This window comes from Bacillus paramobilis (assembly GCF_038096195.1).
GTDB classification, from domain to species: Bacteria; Bacillota; Bacilli; order Bacillales; family Bacillaceae_G; genus Bacillus_A; species Bacillus_A mobilis.
Window position 1 is genome coordinate 432,239 of record NZ_CP151108.1, and the last position, 16,849, is coordinate 449,087.

The 16,849-nt window shown below is 36.0% G+C and carries 12 protein-coding genes; 8 read left to right on the forward strand and 4 right to left on the reverse strand.

The annotated features are described in order from the left end of the window. The first annotated feature begins 41 nt into the window (after positions 1 to 41). A complete protein-coding gene (tyrS, locus tag AABL52_RS02075) occupies positions 42 to 1,304 on the forward strand; it encodes a tyrosine--tRNA ligase (RefSeq protein ID WP_341518832.1) in 1,263 nt (420 codons plus the stop codon). 278 nt (positions 1,305 to 1,582) lie between these two features. Here the strand turns inward: tyrS and AABL52_RS02080 are convergent, their stop codons facing one another. From AABL52_RS02080 to AABL52_RS02090, 3 genes are all read right to left on the reverse strand, one after another. Next, positions 1,583 to 2,761: an NAD(P)/FAD-dependent oxidoreductase gene (locus AABL52_RS02080; protein WP_000043197.1), complete on the reverse strand. Its 1,179-nt coding sequence runs from the start codon at positions 2,759 to 2,761 to the stop codon at positions 1,583 to 1,585. Between the two features lie 44 nt (positions 2,762 to 2,805). Next, positions 2,806 to 3,246: a DUF1641 domain-containing protein gene (locus tag AABL52_RS02085; RefSeq protein ID WP_001115309.1), complete on the reverse strand. Its 441-nt coding sequence runs from the start codon at positions 3,244 to 3,246 to the stop codon at positions 2,806 to 2,808. 430 nt (positions 3,247 to 3,676) lie between these two features. Then, positions 3,677 to 4,024 carry a winged helix-turn-helix transcriptional regulator gene (locus AABL52_RS02090; RefSeq protein WP_000760478.1) on the reverse strand — a complete coding sequence of 116 codons (348 nt, stop codon included), beginning with the start codon at positions 4,022 to 4,024 and terminating at the stop codon, positions 3,677 to 3,679. A gap of 371 nt (positions 4,025 to 4,395) precedes the next feature. On the opposite strand from AABL52_RS02090, the gene AABL52_RS02095 reads away from it, so the two are divergent. From AABL52_RS02095 to AABL52_RS02115, 5 genes are all read left to right on the forward strand, one after another. Continuing rightward, a complete protein-coding gene (locus AABL52_RS02095; protein ID WP_341519685.1) occupies positions 4,396 to 5,580 on the forward strand; it encodes an MFS transporter in 1,185 nt (394 codons plus the stop codon). Positions 5,581 to 5,592: 12 nt separating this feature from the next. Further along, positions 5,593 to 6,435, forward strand: coding sequence for an aldo/keto reductase (locus AABL52_RS02100; RefSeq protein WP_341519686.1), 843 nt, complete (start codon positions 5,593 to 5,595; stop codon positions 6,433 to 6,435). 124 nt (positions 6,436 to 6,559) lie between these two features. Further along, positions 6,560 to 7,498, forward strand: coding sequence for a thioester domain-containing protein (locus AABL52_RS02105; protein WP_341518833.1), 939 nt, complete (start codon positions 6,560 to 6,562; stop codon positions 7,496 to 7,498). A gap of 347 nt (positions 7,499 to 7,845) precedes the next feature. Then, on the forward strand, positions 7,846 to 8,142 hold the full coding sequence (locus tag AABL52_RS02110) for a GNAT family N-acetyltransferase (RefSeq protein WP_098560996.1): 297 nt from the start codon (positions 7,846 to 7,848) through the stop codon (positions 8,140 to 8,142). Between the two features lie 509 nt (positions 8,143 to 8,651). Further along, the gene (locus tag AABL52_RS02115; protein WP_341518834.1) at positions 8,652 to 12,449 is read left to right on the forward strand and encodes a putative mucin/carbohydrate-binding domain-containing protein; all 3,798 of its coding nucleotides are present in this window, start codon (positions 8,652 to 8,654) and stop codon (positions 12,447 to 12,449) included. A gap of 45 nt (positions 12,450 to 12,494) precedes the next feature. Here the strand turns inward: AABL52_RS02115 and AABL52_RS02120 are convergent, their stop codons facing one another. Further along, the gene (locus tag AABL52_RS02120; protein WP_000689893.1) at positions 12,495 to 13,133 is read right to left on the reverse strand and encodes an NAD(P)-dependent oxidoreductase; all 639 of its coding nucleotides are present in this window, start codon (positions 13,131 to 13,133) and stop codon (positions 12,495 to 12,497) included. Between the two features lie 300 nt (positions 13,134 to 13,433). Here AABL52_RS02120 and AABL52_RS02125 point away from each other — a divergent pair, with 300 nt between their 5' ends. Both AABL52_RS02125 and AABL52_RS02130 read left to right on the forward strand, forming a co-directional pair. Then, positions 13,434 to 14,864, forward strand: coding sequence for an alanine/glycine:cation symporter family protein (locus tag AABL52_RS02125; RefSeq protein WP_001022921.1), 1,431 nt, complete (start codon positions 13,434 to 13,436; stop codon positions 14,862 to 14,864). 256 nt (positions 14,865 to 15,120) lie between these two features. Continuing rightward, positions 15,121 to 16,563 (forward strand): alanine/glycine:cation symporter family protein, encoded by a 1,443-nt coding sequence (locus AABL52_RS02130; protein WP_341518835.1) that lies wholly within the window; start codon positions 15,121 to 15,123, stop codon positions 16,561 to 16,563. Positions 16,564 to 16,849 lie beyond the last annotated feature (286 nt).

Consider the following 16,849-nt stretch of genomic DNA (forward strand, 5'->3'; position numbering starts at 1 on the left):
GGGACTTTTTGTTTTCAAAAAATAGAGGGGGATGACAAAAGATGAATATTATTGATGAATTAGAATGGCGCGGTGCCATTAATCAACAGACGGACGAAGAAGGTTTACGTAAGCTAGTAGATGAGAAAAAGATTTCACTATACTGCGGAGTGGATCCGACTGGTGATAGTATGCATATCGGACATTTGATTCCGTTTATGATGATGAAGAGATTCCAGTTAGCTGGCCATCATCCTGTTATTTTAATTGGCGGGGCAACAGGAACAATCGGTGATCCGAGTGGACGACAATCAGAACGTCAACTTCAAACGTTAGAAGTAGTTCAGCATAATGTGGATGCGTTAACAGCGCAAATGAAAAAGCTATTTGATTTTGGCGGAAATAGCGAAGTGAAGATGGTAAATAACTACGACTGGACACATGAAATAAACATTATTGAGTTTTTACGTGATTACGGGAAAAACTTTAGCATTAATAGCATGTTAGCGAAGGACATTGTAGCAAGTCGTTTAGATACAGGGATTTCTTTCACGGAATTTACGTACCAAATTTTGCAAGCGATGGACTTCCATCATTTATACACGAAAGAAGGTGTTCAACTGCAAATTGGTGGTAGTGACCAATGGGGGAATATTACGAGTGGTTTAGATTTAATTCGTAAGTTAGAAGGGCACGAAGCGAAAGTGTTCGGATTAACGATTCCGTTATTATTAAAATCAGATGGTACGAAGTTCGGTAAATCAGCAGGTGGTGCGGTTTGGCTTGATTCTGAAAAAACAACACCGTTTGAATTTTACCAGTTCTGGGTGAATACAGATGACCGTGATGTCGTTAAATACTTGAAATACTTTACGTTCTTAACGAAGGAGCGCATTGATGAATTGGCAGCGAAGGTAGAAACAGAGCCTCATAAGCGTGAAGCACAAAAAGTATTAGCGGAAGAAATGACGAAATTCGTTCATGGAGAAGAGGCATTATTGCAAGCTGTGAAAATTACAGCAGCGTTATTTAGCGGAGATATTAAATCGTTAACAGCTGATGAAATTGAACAAGGCTTTAAAGAGATGCCAACATTCGAGTCTTCAAAAGAAACGAAAAACATCGTAGAATGGCTAGTTGATTTAGGAATTGAACCATCTAGACGACAAGCACGCGAAGACATTAATAATGGTGCGATTTCTATGAATGGTGAAAAAGTAACAGATGTGGGTACGGATGTAACTGTAGAAAATTCATTTGATGGACGATTTATTATTATCCGTAAAGGGAAGAAGAACTACAGCCTTGTGAAGTTAGGAGAATAGTTTGTGTGAAAGGATGGGAGTAGGAAGAATACTTCCATCCTTTCGTATACATAATTTAGACATAAAATAATCAGTAAATTTAGATAATTAAAAGGGTTATATTATTCTTCTGCCGAATAAATAAGTTAGAGAAAATTACGGATAAAGTGAAACTTTAATCAGTGGGAGGGGTTGATCCCCACTGATTATTAGTTGAACCAATCGGGCTTTTACTGCCCGTTAATGCGGGATAAAAATAGCCCGAACCATGCAGGGCATGATTCGGGCTTATATTCAGATTAGTAAGCTAAGCTGAATAGACCTTTAATGTGTGATAAGTAACGAACGTTACTTGCTTCTTTCATTAATGATGCTGGTAAACCTTTAAGTGGAGTATTGCTTGCTCCGATTGTAGCAACAGCATCTTTACGTCCTAGACTAGCAAGTGTTCCAGAGTTTACAGGTGCGAACTCTTCGAATGCTTTGCCTTCTAGTGCTGCGTATAAGTTGTATCCAATTAACTCACCCATTTGCCAAGCGATTTGTGCAGTTGGTGGGTATGGACGACCATCTGGAGAGAAGACAACAGCGCTGTCTCCAGCAACGAATACGTCTTTGTGAGAAGTAGATTGTAGGTATGCATCAACTGTTGCACGACCACGGTTTACTTCAAGACCTGATTCACCGATTAATGGGTTACCTTGTACGCCACCTGTCCAAACGAATGTGTTAGCAACAAGTTTTTGACCGTCTTTTAAGTCAATTTCATTGCCAGCAACGTTTGTTACAGGAAGACCTGTTAAGAATGTAACACCGCGTGCTTCTAGGCTAGTAGTTGCACGTTCGATTAAGTGGTCTGGTAATACTGGAAGGATTTTTGGACCTGCTTCAACAAGAAGAAGTTTAACTTCTTTTGGATTTACGCCGTGGCTTTTTGCAAGTTTAGGCATAATGTCAGCAAGCTCACCAACTAGCTCAACGCCAGTTAATCCGCCACCACCGATTACGATTGTAGCATCAGCTTCGTTTTTCGTTTTCGCGTATTCACGAATACGGTCTTCAACGTGTTTGTAGATTTTGTTTGCATCAGCAGCAGATTTTAATACCATGCTGTTTTCTTCCAGTCCTGGAATACCGAAGTAAGCAGTTTTACTTCCTAAAGCAACTACAAGTGCATCGTAAGATAAAGTAGTGCCACCAGCTAGTTTAATTTCTTTGCTATCAACTGAGAATGACTCAACTGTTGCAATTTTAAGATCGATGTCTTTACCTTTGAAAAGCTTTGTAAGTGGCATTGCAATTGCTTGCTCAGCAACGTTACCAGCTGCAAGGCGGTGTAGTTCAGTGATGATTTGGTGTGTTGGGTATTGGTTAATCACTGTAACTTGTGCTTCTGATTTGCTGTAATATTTACGTACGTTTAAAGCGGCAAGAAGACCGCCATAACCAGCGCCTAAGATGACAATTTGTTTTGACATAGTATGATATCCCCCGTCTTTACTAATTGTTGTTATAAGTTAAATTATTTATTGTTACGTTCTGCACTAATTTGAAGATATGCGTTCACAAAGCGGAACATTTTTTGTGCTTGTGGGTCTTTTAATAATTTTAATAGACCGAACAGGCCGATAACTTCGTTGCTTTCGTCAGCACGATCTTTCGCTTCGATTGCAGTAGCAGCCATGCTTTTCACTGTATCTTTTACAGGTTCTACAAGCTCTGTGATTGCACCAACAGTGTCGCTTTTTAATACTTCATCAGTAGCAACAGTTTGAGCGAAGTCATAAGACTTAGTTAAAATGTTAACAAGCTCAGTTAATTTTGGAAGCTGTTCTACTAGTGTAGTTAATGATTCTTGTACCTCAGGTTTTAACAACTGATCAAGTACATCAAGTTGTCCTTGGCTAGCAGAAATTTGTACAGTTTCTTGTTCTGGCTTTGTTTGAGTCATAGTTTCTGGCATCTCCAATTCTCCTTTACGATAGCAATACTCTTATTTTTGATAGGTAAGATAGTAAACGCTTGCGAAACTTTATACAAAGTTTCACAAAGCACAATAAAATGCCTTTAAATTTATGCCAGCAAGTAAGCTGAAATCATAAATCCAAAACCATAATGTCTTACCTATTATTTATGAACTGTCCGATACATGGCTTGTCCGCATAATGGAAAGCTCCGTTACCGGAAAGTGTATATAATATATATCCTATATTATATACTATATACACCTATGTTAACATAAAAATGATTCCTAATTATTCGATATTAAGCGTATAACGTAGTACTGACAAGGCATGAAAGCGCATAAATTATTTTGTTACGGTTAGAAATGTACGTATATATAAATAAAAAAAGGAAAAAATGGACAAATTTATGTTCATTTTTTCCTTTTTTTATTGTTCACCTTCTGTTATTAGCATCGATGTGTTACCGCTTTTTTCAAGATGGCATTCGCCCCAAGTACAAAGGGAATCAAGAATGGATTCTAAAGACCAACCGTAGTCTGTAAGGGAATACTCTACTTTTGGTGGTACTTGATTGTATACCTTTCTTTGAATAACTCCATCTTCTTCTAATTCGCGTAATTGCTGTGTTAACATTTTTTGTGTAATACCAGGCATGAGACGTTTTAATTCACTCGTTCTCTTTGTCCCTTTCGTTAAGTGGCAAAGAATAACGACTTTCCATTTTCCGCCGATAACCTCTAAAGTTGCTTCAACGGGAATATTATATTTCTTCATATAAAAATCTCCTTTGATGAATGTAGATGTCAGTTTTCCAACAAAAGAAGCTAAATAATTTAAATGTTACTAAAAAGTACCTATAGCACTTTAAAGTACGTACTTTTTATCATGTTGAATATGTTCCATAATAGCATAAGTAAGAGGGAAATGAGTAGTACGGTACTAAAAAGTGCCTATGTTACTTTTTGGTACCTATCGTACTTTTAAGTGCGTTCTTCAAAAAAAGAGTGAAGCCATTCATAATAGCATATATGAGCAGTAAATATATTTTTGTAGAAGAAAAAAGGCCTTTTTTCATACTATTATGATTGGATTTCTCGCATTAAGGAGGAGTTCAATTGAATTCATATACAGTATCTTCTTCGGCTATGCAGACGAATCGAAGAAGTATGTTTGCTTTATTAGCGCTAGCAATTAGTGCGTTTGGAATTGGTACAACCGAATTTATTAGTGTCGGTTTATTACCATCTATTTCAGAGGATTTACATGTTTCTGTTACAACAGCGGGTTTAACCGTTTCTTTATATGCATTAGGAGTAGCGTTTGGTGCTCCGGTATTAACGTCATTAACAGCTAGTATGTCGCGAAAGACGTTATTAATGTGGATTATGATTATTTTCATTATTGGTAATGGAATTGCGGCAGTGGCAACAAGTTTTACTGTGTTACTTATCGCGAGGGTTGTATCTGCGTTTGCGCATGGTGTTTTTATGTCGATAGGATCCACAATTGCGGCTGCGCTTGTACCAGAGAATAAACGTGCGAGTGCAATTGCATTTATGTTTACTGGTTTAACTGTTGCGACTATTACAGGTGTGCCAATTGGAACATTTATTGGTCAGCAATTTGGCTGGAGAGCATCGTTTATGGTAATTGTGGCAATTGGAATCGTTGCCTTAATTGCCAACAGTATGCTGATTCCGTCTAACTTGAAAAAAGGTACATCCGTATCATTTCGTGATCAATTCAAACTGATTACGAATGGAAGACTATTACTTGTATTTATCATTACTGCATTAGGGTACGGGGGAACATTCGTAACGTTTACGTATTTATCTCCGCTATTACAAGAAGTAACAGGATTTAAATCAAGTACTGTTACAATTATTTTGTTAGTGTACGGAATCGCAATTGCGATTGGGAATATGGTCGGTGGAAAATTATCAAATCATAATCCGATTCGAGCATTATTTTACATGTTCTTTATTCAAGCGATTGTATTATTTGTTTTAACATTTACAGCGCCGTTTAAATTCGCTGGATTCATCACAATTATTTTTATGGGACTATTTGCGTTTATGAATGTTCCAGGACTACAAGTATATGTCGTTATATTAGCTGAGAGATTTGTACCTAGCGCTGTTGATGTAGCATCCGCGATTAACATTGCAGCATTTAACGCAGGTATTGCTCTTGGTGCTTACTTGGGCGGTATTGTAACGAACTCGTTAGGGTTAATTCATACAGCTTGGGTAGGTGGCATCATGGTAGCAGGGGCTGTTATTTTAACAGCGTGGAGTATGACATTAGAAAAAAGAAATCAAGTGAAATAAGGGAGAGAAAATATAATGAAACATTTACAAAGTACAACAACATTGCATAACGGTGTAGAAATGCCTTGGTTCGGTTTAGGTGTATTTAAAGTAGAAGATGGACCAGAACTTGTAGAAGCTGTAAAATCGGCGATTAAAGCAGGATACCGCAGTATCGATACAGCTGCGATTTATGGAAATGAGAAAGCTGTAGGAGAAGGAATTCGTACTGGTATAAAAGAAGCAGGGATTTCTCGAGAAGATTTATTCATTACTTCAAAAGTGTGGAATGCAGATCAAGGATATGAAACGACACTAGCTGCATATGAAGAGAGCTTAAAAAAATTAGAGCTAGATTATTTAGATTTATATCTTGTTCATTGGCCTGTAGAAGGGAAATACAAAGATACGTGGAGAGCTTTAGAAACACTTTATAAAGAAGACCGCGTACGTGCAATTGGCGTGAGTAATTTCCAAATCCATCATCTGAAGGATGTACTAGAAGGCGCAGAGATTAAACCGATGATTAATCAAGTAGAATATCACCCACGTTTAACACAAAAAGAATTGCAAGCGTTCTGTAAAGAGCAAGGTATTCAAATGGAAGCATGGTCACCACTTATGCAAGGTCAATTATTAGATAACGAAACATTGCAAGAAATTGCTGATAAGTATGGTAAAACGACAGCTCAAATCATTTTACGTTGGGACCTTCAAAATGAAGTTGTAACAATTCCGAAGTCAACGAAGGAACACCGCATCGTTGCAAACGCTGATATATTTAATTTTGAATTAACGAAAGAAGATATGGAGAAAATCGATGCGTTAAATGAAAATCATCGCGTTGGTCCAGATCCTGATAACTTTGATTTCTAAACTTATAGTGGAGAGAAAGAGTGCAAACAGTTTGCACTCTTTTTTGTTTTGTTTATGTATAAAAAAAAATTCTAACTAAATAATAAACAGAAGAAAATTTGTTATTTCATAAGGGGTTGTAAACATGAATATAAAAAGATCGTTCAAGCTAATGGCCGCTTTTTTGAGTGTTTTATTTGTATTTGCGAACTTATTATTTCCACTTCAAAAAGCATTCGCGGAAGTTATGGATCATACAAAGTATGAAATGGATTGGAGTTATAGTAAGTCAAAGAAGAAACCAATTCGAACAGAGCTTATAAAAACAGCAGATGGTAAAATTGCCTTTTGTTTAAATGTAGATTTGAAATCTCCCAGCGGTCAAGATTTACCGGAAATGGGGAAAGTGGATATTAATGTGTACCGTGTACTATTGAATGGATATCCACAAAAGAGTCCACAAGAATTAGGTGTTTCTGATTGGAGAGAAGCACATTATGCAACGCAGCTTGCAGTATGGAATGCGTTAAAACAAATCGATATTAATGATTTAGATTTCCGTAATAAAAATGTAGAAAAGGTAACGAAAGATATCGTTGCAAAAGCAAACGCTAGTGAAGAGTTACAAGAAATTACGATGAGTGTAACGCCTACAGAAGAACAAGAAGCGGTATTAAAAGATGAGTTTTTTGAAACAGGTTTATACACAGTACAAACTAACGCGAAAAGTGGAACGTATAAAGTACAGGCAACAGGTGCACCGCAGGGCGCGAAGTTCGTAAATGAAAAAGGTGAGGCGAAAACAGAATTTAATGTGGGAGAGAAATTCCGCATTTTAATTCCGAAACAAACACCGGCTGGTGGATTTAGTTTCAAAGTAATAGGGAATTTAACGAAGTTACAAGGGATTGCACATAAGGGCACACCGACAATTCAAAATGCAGTAGTATTACTTGAGCGTAGTGAAGAAAAAACAAGTCCAGAGTTAGCGGTAAGTTGGAAAAAAGCAAATGGTCATGATAATAAACCAAATAAACCCTATACACCAAATGAACCACATAAACCGAATCAATATAACAGATGATGAAAAAAGCGTTGGCATTTGCCAATGCTTTTTTATTGGTTTAAATTTTGCCACGAAAAATTTCTATAGCACCTTTTCTTTAGAAGTACGAAAAGGGTTAGAATTCGTTTGTTTTGGCCTCATTACACCACCGTAAGGTATAATGAAAATGAGAAATTAGAAAGAGAGAAGGAATTATGACTCTTCATATTTGTAAAGTAACGGATGAAAATTGAAATGAAATTGCCAATTTAGAAGTAACGGGAGAACAGCTTGCATGTATTGCAAGTACGGTTTCAGAGTGTTTAGTCGATGCTGATACAAGATATAAAGGTGAGGCTGCTTCAGTAGGTTTTTATGACGGTGATATGCCAATCGGATACACGATGTATGGTTGGTTTGAAGAAAAAGAGAAGGCTGTATATTTAAATCAATTTATGATTGATAGTAATTGCCAAGGTAAAAGGTATGCGAAAACATTATTGCGTTTGCTAATAGATTATTTACAAAAAGAATATGATAGAAAAGTTATATATTTAAGCATACATCCAGAGAATAAACTTGCCCAAAAATTAAATGAATCCATCGGGTTTCATTTAACTGGTGAAATTGAAGGTGAATGGATAAATGGAAAAGGATTTATAATGAAACGTATACTGAACTAATAAAAAAACCTGTTAAAAAAGAGTAGTATCTTTTTTGACAGGTTTTTATTTTAAAATAATATTTAATCCATTAATCTTAACGTTAAGATTAATGGATTAAATTCACTAAATTGTAACATTATTCTGATTGGGAGTGCTATCAAACAAAGTGTAAAGCGTGTACAATTCAGTTGGAAAAACTGCCTATAGATGGTCATATATGAAGAAAATGTAAGATTTTATTACTATTTTTTAGATGTATAGATGACAATACTAAATGATATCTTTTACTATTCTCTTTTTATGTACGAAGAGAACTCATCACAAATAGAGAGAAGTGAGGAGGGCATATTACATAAAAATTTTACAATGTAAGAAAGCGAATATACTTAGAGAAATGCGGTAGTAATTGATATAGGTGTGCGAGGTGTTAGTCTATTCTTTAAATGTTTTTATAAAAATAATAGGATTTTTCATTAAATGAATATATAGGATGCTTTTTCTAAAAAAAGGAACAGGGGACACAGATTATGTCAAAGAACAAAAAGAGTAGGGTATTAGTAGCTGGTATATGTATATCTACATTATTATCACCAGTAGCTTTCGAAGCATCGAGAGTGTATGCGGCGCCTTTGGAAGAAGTTAAAGGCGAGAAATTAGAAGAGGTTAAAGAGAATAAGTTTGAGCAGAGGGTATTTCAGTTGCCGGGAAAAGGTAGCGTGGAAGAAGAAAATAACCGCTTAAGAGTTACTTGGAAACTTTCCGCTAATGAGCCGACTGGAATTTATGCGGCGCCAAATGAAGAGATTACAATTGATATAAAAGGAACACAGACTATTCAAGCTTTCATAGGAACGAGATCTTATGATGAGGAGGGGCCAGAAGAGTTTGATTTAAAACCAGGGAAAAACGTTATATCATCTCCAAGAGGCGGTATTCTATATTTTTACAATATGAATAATGAAGGGGAAGTAACAGCTTCAGTTACGAATGGCGGTAGCCACTTTCCTTTGTTTATCTTAGGTAAGCATACGGAAAAAGATTGGGATGAGATGTTGAAGAAATATAAGGATCCTTATGCAGTTGAATTAAAAGGTGAGAGAAGTTTAATCACTACTACTTACGATTCAGTGCAGAAATATATGAAGAATACGGATCCAACAGATTTAATGAAATTGCACGATAAGATTATTCGTTTGGAAAATGCAGTGGCTGGATTATCTGAGGACGGTGTTGGGATAGCGAAATCTCCAATTCATTATGTACAGTTTATTGAGAAACGGAAGCCTGCTGAAGGGGACTTTATGTTTGCGAAAAATTATCATACAGGATATATCCCGAGGGCGATGAATAGAGTTTTAGATATAGAAGTGCTTGAAAAGGATGGCTGGGGACCCTGGCATGAAGTTGGACATTTACATCAGCAAGAACCTTGGAAGTGGTCTAAAGTAAGGGAAGTTACAGTAAATATTTACTCATTAGCTGTTCAAAAGGCGTTAGGGAACCGATTAGAAATGGATGGGCACTATAAAGACTCATTTGAATATTTAGAGAAACCTAAAGCAGAAAGGTTCATTGATGACATTAATCCTCTAACAATGTTTTGGCAATTAAATGTAGTGTATGGAGAACATTTCTATCCTAGGTTACATCAAGCTTATCGCTTGTTACCACAGAGTGAAATGCCTGCGTCTGATGGAGAGAAAAAGCAAATGTTTGTTTATATGACATCAAAAGTGGCAGGACAAAATTTAATTCCTTTCTTTGAGGAATGGGGATTAACGCCAAATGATGATATTAGAGAGAAAATAGAAAAATTAAATCTACCTAAATTAGAAAAGGAAATTTGGAAAGCTACAGATAGTAATGATATTCGTGAGAAGCAAGTTGAAGCTTACGAAGTTCCATATGGTGAACCCTCTAATGAGATGAGAAATCTTTTAGTTGGTACAGATTTTGATGAAAATGAAGCAAGTAAGCTTGTTCAAAAGTTAGGTGAGAATGTAAAAGTAACAGGTAAGATGATATGGTCTAAATTAGAGAATGGGAAACAGGAAGTATTAGTGGAAATTGAGGATGAGAAGGGAAATAAAAATTCAATTCCTGTTCAAGTTAATGGGATTTATGGTGACAGTATTATTTTCCAAGGAATTTCAAACGATGTAATGTCAACAGTGATGCTTCGTCACAATGAAAAAAAATTAAATGCAAACTTTACTAATAATGAGATACATTACCGTTTTGAAAAAGAAGAATATATGGGCTTAACGCTATACGATCGAAATGGGATTGAAAAGAAACGTGTATCAGCAGAAGGGCAAGAAACTGGAAAACGATTCGCAATGGAACTAAATGAATTGGATTTTGAATATGGTGATGTAGTAAAAGTATTCCACGCAGAACCAAGCCGTCTGAAATGGTACAAAAATAACGCACTTGTAGATCAAGGGAAAGCTAAAAATAAAGAAGAAAAATTATTCAAAATTACTCCGCAAGGGTTCGAGTTAAAAGATGGTTTACAAGAAGTGACGGCGAAACCGCAAAAAGTAGTAGTCGGAACAGATATTAAGAAGTTAGATGCGAAAAACTTTGTTGAAGTAAAAGATGGAGAAGTAGTTGGATTTGTAGAAAAACCGAATACAACAAAAATCGGTGAACAAAAAGTAAAAGTAGAAACGAAAGATCGTTTTGGAAATAAGAAAGTGACGGAAGTACCGTTAGAAGTCATTTATGGAGACAGCATTATGTTCTTCGGTACATGGCATGGCGGAAGCAATATTAAATCGGTTGTCACGTTAAATCATGAAGAAAAGAAATTTAGTACAACAGATTCAGAAGGTCCAATGCATACTTCATTTGCAGATGAGAAGTATATGGGGATGACTGTATACGATAAAAATGGAAAAGAGAAGAAAGCTCTATCAGTAAAGGCATCTGAAAATACAAAAGGATTTGCAGAACAATTCAACGGAATGACGTTTGAATATGGGGATATGGTAAAGGTATACCAAAAAGAGTTTGATAGATTTAAGGTGTACAAAAAGAATGAAATAGTGGATGTGCAGTACGGTATTCATGAAGTAATCTTTAAAGTAACGGAGCATGGTTTCGAGAGAATAGAAGCTCAGCAAGAAGTAAAGGCAGTACCGCAAAAAGTAGTAATCGGAACAGATGCTGAAAAATTAGAAGCGAAAAACTTTGTTCAAGTGAAAGATGGAGAAGTAATTGGATTTGTAGAAAGACCAGATACAACAAAAATCGGTGAACAAACAGTGAAAGTAGAAACGAAAGACTACTTTGGAAATAAGGAAGTGACAGAAGTACCATTGGAAGTAATCTATGGCGATAGTTTAGTCTTCCAAGGTAATGGTAATACAACGCGTTCTGTCGTAACTGCGGATCATAATACGAAAAAGCTACAGGCAACATCAACGGATTCTAAAGTTCATTATCGCTTTGAAAAGGAAAAATATATGGGAATCACGCTATATGATCAAAATGGAAATGAAAAGAAAGTTATTTCTGTAGAAGGACAAGAGACTGCTAAAAATTTTGCAGAACAGTTAAATGGTGTAAACTTCGCATATGGTGATGTTATTAAGGTATATCATGCAGAATCAGATCGATTAAAGTGGTATCAAAAGAATGAGTTTGTAAGTAGCGGTAAAGGGAAACAAGAGTTGTACTTTGAAATAACGGAAAAAGGTTTTGAAAAACTGGAAAGCTTACAAGAAGTAACGGCAGTACCACAAAAAGTAGTAATCGGAATAGACGCTGAAAAATTAGAAGCGAAAGACTTTGTTCAGGTGAAAGATGGAGAAGTAATCGGATTTGTAGAAAAACCGAATACAACAAAAATTGGTGAACAAAAAGTAAAAGTAGAAACGAAAGATCGTTTTGGAAATAAGAAAGTGACGGAAGTACCAGTAGAAGTAACATATGGAGATAGCATTGTATACCAAGGGCTTAGTAATGTTGTTCGTTCTATTGTAACGTTAAATCATGAGGATAAGAAACTACATGTAACGTCTACAGATGAACAAATTCATAGCTACTTTAAAAATGAATTATATATGGGAATTACGTTATACGATCAAAATGGAACTGAGAAAAAGCATGTAACAGCAGAAGGGCAAGAGACTTCAAAGAATTTTGCTGAGCAAGTAAATGGCACTCCATTTGAGTATGGAGATGTTATTGAAGTGTATCATGCAGAACCGAGTCGTTTAAAATGGTATAAAAAGAGTAAATTAGAAGAGCAATTAGCTTCAACAAAAGTTTCATTTAAAGTTACTCAAAGTGGATTAGAACAAGTAAAGGGAATATAATAAAAGAAAAACGCGCATAGATATTGTATCTATGCGCGTTTTTTTTTATTCAGCTTCAGAAACAACTGTGAAGCGTTCGTTTACGTGTTTTGGATTTTCGATTTCATCAAGTGCTGCAACTGCGAAGTCTTCGTAACTTACGTAGCTATCACCTTTTGCGTTAACAAGAAGGTTGTCTTTGCCAGCTGTATAAGAACCAGTACGTTTTCCTAGTGCGAATAGTGCAGAAGGGCTGATAAATGTCCAAGTAATATCGTTTGTTTGTTGCAGAATTTCTAAGTTTTTTCCTTGGTTTTGAGCTGTTGCAAGGTATTCGTTAGGGAAACCAGGTGTATCAAATACACGTGTTGTTTTCTCTTCGTCTACAAATAAGCTGCCAGCGCCGCCAACTACAAGTAATTTTGTGTTAGGTGCACCTTTCATAGCTTCAATTAGTACATTTCCTGCATCTACATGAAGATGTTCTTCTCCTGCTGGAGCGCCGAATGCATTTACAACTACATCGAATGCTTGTAGGTCGTTAGATGTAAGAGAGAATACATCTTTCTCTAAAACTTTTACGTTTTCTTCTGTAATTTTTGCAGCATTTCTTACGATTGCAGTTACTTCATGTCCACGATCTAATGCTTCTTTTAAAATACGACTTCCTGCTTTACCAGTTGCTCCGATGATTCCGATTTTCATAATAAATCCCTCCAAAGTGTTTTGTTAAAGTGTATATCTGAAAGTAAATGAATTTGTTGTAATTAGGTTTGTTACAACCTGATGTAATCATTATAGTTACAGGTTGGTACTTTTGTCAATGGGGTAGTTTGTAGATTTATTTTTTGTTTTAGTATGCACAGTTAGAGGGAAGAGAGTCATAAAGATATTGTTACTTCGTGCCTGGCTAATATTTGGAAATTGCAAATTGTCGAAAAATGTTGATTTTTGAATGTTTTTTAAATATAATTCGTTTTATGGAGAAAAGGAGGGGTTAATTGTATGAATATTTTAGAGCAATTTATTTCATCAACGAATACAATTCTTTGGTCATATATTCTTATTGCAATGTTAATTGGTTTAGGTCTTTATTTTTCTATTAAATTGAAATTCGTACAAATTACTCATTTAGGGGAAATGGTTCGACTAATGAGTGATGGATTAACTGGAAAGACGCGTAAAAAAGGTAGTGTATCTTCTTTCCAAGCGTTCTGTATGAGTTCAGCAGCTCGTATTGGTATCGGTAATTTAGCTGGTGTAGCGTTAGCTATTTCTATGGGAGGACCTGGCGCAGTATTTTGGATGTGGGTTATTGCGATTATCGGAGCTTCTTCAAGTTTCGTAGAAAGTACGCTTGCACAAATTTATAAAATAAAAGATGGCAGTGGCTTCCGTGGTGGTCCTGCTTATTATATGGAAAAAGGTTTAAATAAACGTTGGATGGGAATTTGGTTCTCTATCCTTATTACAATTAGTTATGGTTTAATTTTTAACTCAGTACAAGCAAATACAGTTACATTAGCATTTAAAAATGCTTTTGGTATTGAGCGTTATATTGTTGGGATTGCATTAGCTGCATTAGTTGCGGTTATTATTTTTGGTGGTGTAAAAAGTATCGCACGTATGTCGGAAATGATTGTTCCGCCAATGGCGCTTATTTATATTGCGGTAGCTATTTTTGTTGTCATTAAAAACTTCTATTTAATACCAGATGTGTTTACGGAAATCTTTAAAGGTGCATTCGGTTTAGATTCAGCTGTAGGTGGCGGTATCGGTGCTGCAATGAAATATGGTATTCAGCGCGGATTATTCGCGAACGAAGCAGGTATGGGTAGTGCGCCGAACGCGGCAGCAACAGCTGATGTAACGCATCCAGCGAAACAAGGTTTTATTCAAACGATTGGTGTTTTAGTAGATACATTCTTAGTATGTACATCAACAGCATTTATCGTACTATGTTCTGGTGCATATAAAGCGACAAATTTAGAAGGTATTGAATTAACGCAAAATGCATTAAGTTCACAAATTGGCCCGTGGGCGAGCAGTTTCTTAGCGATTATTATTTTCTTATTTGCATTCAGTTCACTTTTAGGAAATTACTATTATGGTGAAACGAATATTGAATTCATTAAACAAAGTAAAACTTGGTTAACAATTTACCGTATTGCGGTAGTTGGAATGGTGTTATTCGGTTCTATTGCGACGCTTCAAGTCGTATGGAATATGGCAGATTTATTCATGGGTCTAATGGTAATTACAAACTTAATTGCGATTACACTTCTTGGGCGATTTGCATATGCTGCTTTGGCAGACTATGTAAGGCAAAAGAAACAAGGAAAAGATCCAGTCTTCAGTGCAGATTCGATTCCAGGTTTAACGAATACAGAGTGTTGGGATAAGTCAGCGGTAACGGATAAAGAAAAAGCGGTATAATGAAAAAACGAGCATCGAGATGAATTCGATGCTCGTTTTTTTGATCTTTTTTTCTGTGATTTGTAGAAAATATGTGGTTGGGTATTAGGTAAATGCACTAGTTAAGTACAGTTTTATTTTATGAAAAAATCCGTATGTAACATAATGTAACACCATCATGTCATAAAAACTAACATGAATTTGTCGAAAATTCTTGATTACTAAAAGTTTTTAGAATATAATTTTCTTATTGTTAGGAAGAGGGGGCAATACAATTATGGATTTTTTAGCTAAGGTAATTGGGGATATAAATAATGTCCTTTGGTCATATGTCATTATTGCGATGTTAATTGGGTTAGGGCTCTACTTTTCATTCCGTGTGAAATTTGTCCAAGTTCGTTACTTCGGTGAAATGATTCGTTTGCTTGGGGATGGAGCAAGCTCGAAAACGAGGAAAGCGCAAAAAGAGAAGAGCGGCGTATCATCATTCCAAGCATTTTGTATGAGTACAGCTTCTCGTGTAGGTACTGGTAACTTAGCTGGTGTAGCTATTGCAATTTCAGCAGGTGGACCAGGAGCGGTATTTTGGATGTGGTTAATTGCGGTAATTGGGGGTGCTTCTGCATTTGTAGAGAGCACATTAGCGCAAATTTATAAAGTAAAAGATGGGAATGCGTTCCGTGGTGGACCAGCTTATTATATGGAAAAAGGATTAAATAAGCGCTGGCTTGGAGCTATTTTCTCTGTTTTAATAACAGTAAGTTTCGGATTAATTTTTAACGCTGTACAGTCTAATACTGTAGCTGCTGCTTTTGATGGGGCATTCAAAACAGACAGTAGATTAGTAGGTCTTGTAATGGCTGGTTTACTTGCAGTTATTATCTTCGGCGGAGTAAAACGTATTGCACGCGCGGTTGAAATGATTGTTCCAGTAATGGCAATTATTTATGTAGCAGTGGCATTATTCGTTGTTGTAACAAACATTACGGCAATTCCGTATGTATTTAAAGAGATTTTCTTACATGCATTTGGAATTAAAGAAGTAGTGGGCGGGGGATTAGGAGCTGCGATTTTACTAGGGGTAAAACGTGGATTATTCTCAAATGAAGCAGGTATGGGTAGTGCGCCGAACGCAGCTGCGACTGCAAACGTAACGCACCCAGTTAAACAAGGTTTCATTCAAACTTTAGGGGTATTTACAGATACATTATTAATTTGTAGTTGTACAGCATTTATTATTCTTTTATCAGATGTGCATAATGCAGCTGATTTAAATGGTATTCAATTAACGCAGCAAGCATTAAGCCAACATATTGGACCGTGGGCATCTATATTTGTAGCGGTTGCAATCTTCTTATTTGCATTCAGTTCATTAGTAGGTAACTACTACTATGGTGAAACAAATATTGAGTTCTTAAATGGAAGTAAAGTGTTATTAAATGCATACCGCATTGCTGTACTTGGTATGGTTATGCTAGGATCTGTAGCGACAATTCAAATCGTTTGGGATTTAGCAGATTTATTTATGGGAATTATGGCTGTTATTAACTTAGTAGCAATTGTATTCCTTTCTAAGTACGCTTTCGCAGCGTTATCAGATTATATTAAGCAAAAGAAACAAGGGAAAGATCCAGTCTTTTATGCGGAGTCTATTCCAGGTTTGAACAATACAGAGTGTTGGGATAAGCCAGCGGTAGCTGATAAAGAAAAAGCAGTATAATGAGGTGAGCATCAAGTGAAACTTGATGCTCATTTTTTTGTTTTATAAAGATATTTATGGGTAGTAAAAGACGAACATTCATGAGTGTTTTATAATAAAATGTAATTTTTTTAAGAAAAGTGCGGATATGAGTTGTGATTTATGTTAGAATGGAAAATGCCTTTGAAACAAGAGATTTTATGGTCTTTTCTATCCGATTGAAGGTTTTTGAGGAGAAATGGAAAGTTCGGATTATTTCTTATTTTGAATGGTCAGACGTTCAACGTTAATGAAGAGTTAAATGGAG

Bases quoted from the DNA above. Each gene is read 5' to 3' on its own strand.
- AABL52_RS02080 (WP_000043197.1), bottom strand. From the start codon at position 2,761: ATGTCAAAACAAATTGTCATCTTAGGCGCTGGTTATGGCGGTCTTCTT.
- tyrS (WP_341518832.1), top strand. From the start codon at position 42: ATGAATATTATTGATGAATTAGAATGGCGCGGTGCCATTAATCAACAG.
- AABL52_RS02085 (WP_001115309.1), bottom strand. From the start codon at position 3,246: ATGCCAGAAACTATGACTCAAACAAAGCCAGAACAAGAAACTGTACAA.
- AABL52_RS02120 (WP_000689893.1), bottom strand. From the start codon at position 13,133: ATGAAAATCGGAATCATCGGAGCAACTGGTAAAGCAGGAAGTCGTATT.
- AABL52_RS02115 (WP_341518834.1), top strand. From the start codon at position 8,652: ATGTCAAAGAACAAAAAGAGTAGGGTATTAGTAGCTGGTATATGTATA.
- AABL52_RS02105 (WP_341518833.1), top strand. From the start codon at position 6,560: ATGAATATAAAAAGATCGTTCAAGCTAATGGCCGCTTTTTTGAGTGTT.
- AABL52_RS02130 (WP_341518835.1), top strand. From the start codon at position 15,121: ATGGATTTTTTAGCTAAGGTAATTGGGGATATAAATAATGTCCTTTGG.
- AABL52_RS02090 (WP_000760478.1), bottom strand. From the start codon at position 4,024: ATGAAGAAATATAATATTCCCGTTGAAGCAACTTTAGAGGTTATCGGC.
- AABL52_RS02095 (WP_341519685.1), top strand. From the start codon at position 4,396: ATGCAGACGAATCGAAGAAGTATGTTTGCTTTATTAGCGCTAGCAATT.
- AABL52_RS02110 (WP_098560996.1), top strand. From the start codon at position 7,846: ATGCCAATCGGATACACGATGTATGGTTGGTTTGAAGAAAAAGAGAAG.
- AABL52_RS02125 (WP_001022921.1), top strand. From the start codon at position 13,434: ATGAATATTTTAGAGCAATTTATTTCATCAACGAATACAATTCTTTGG.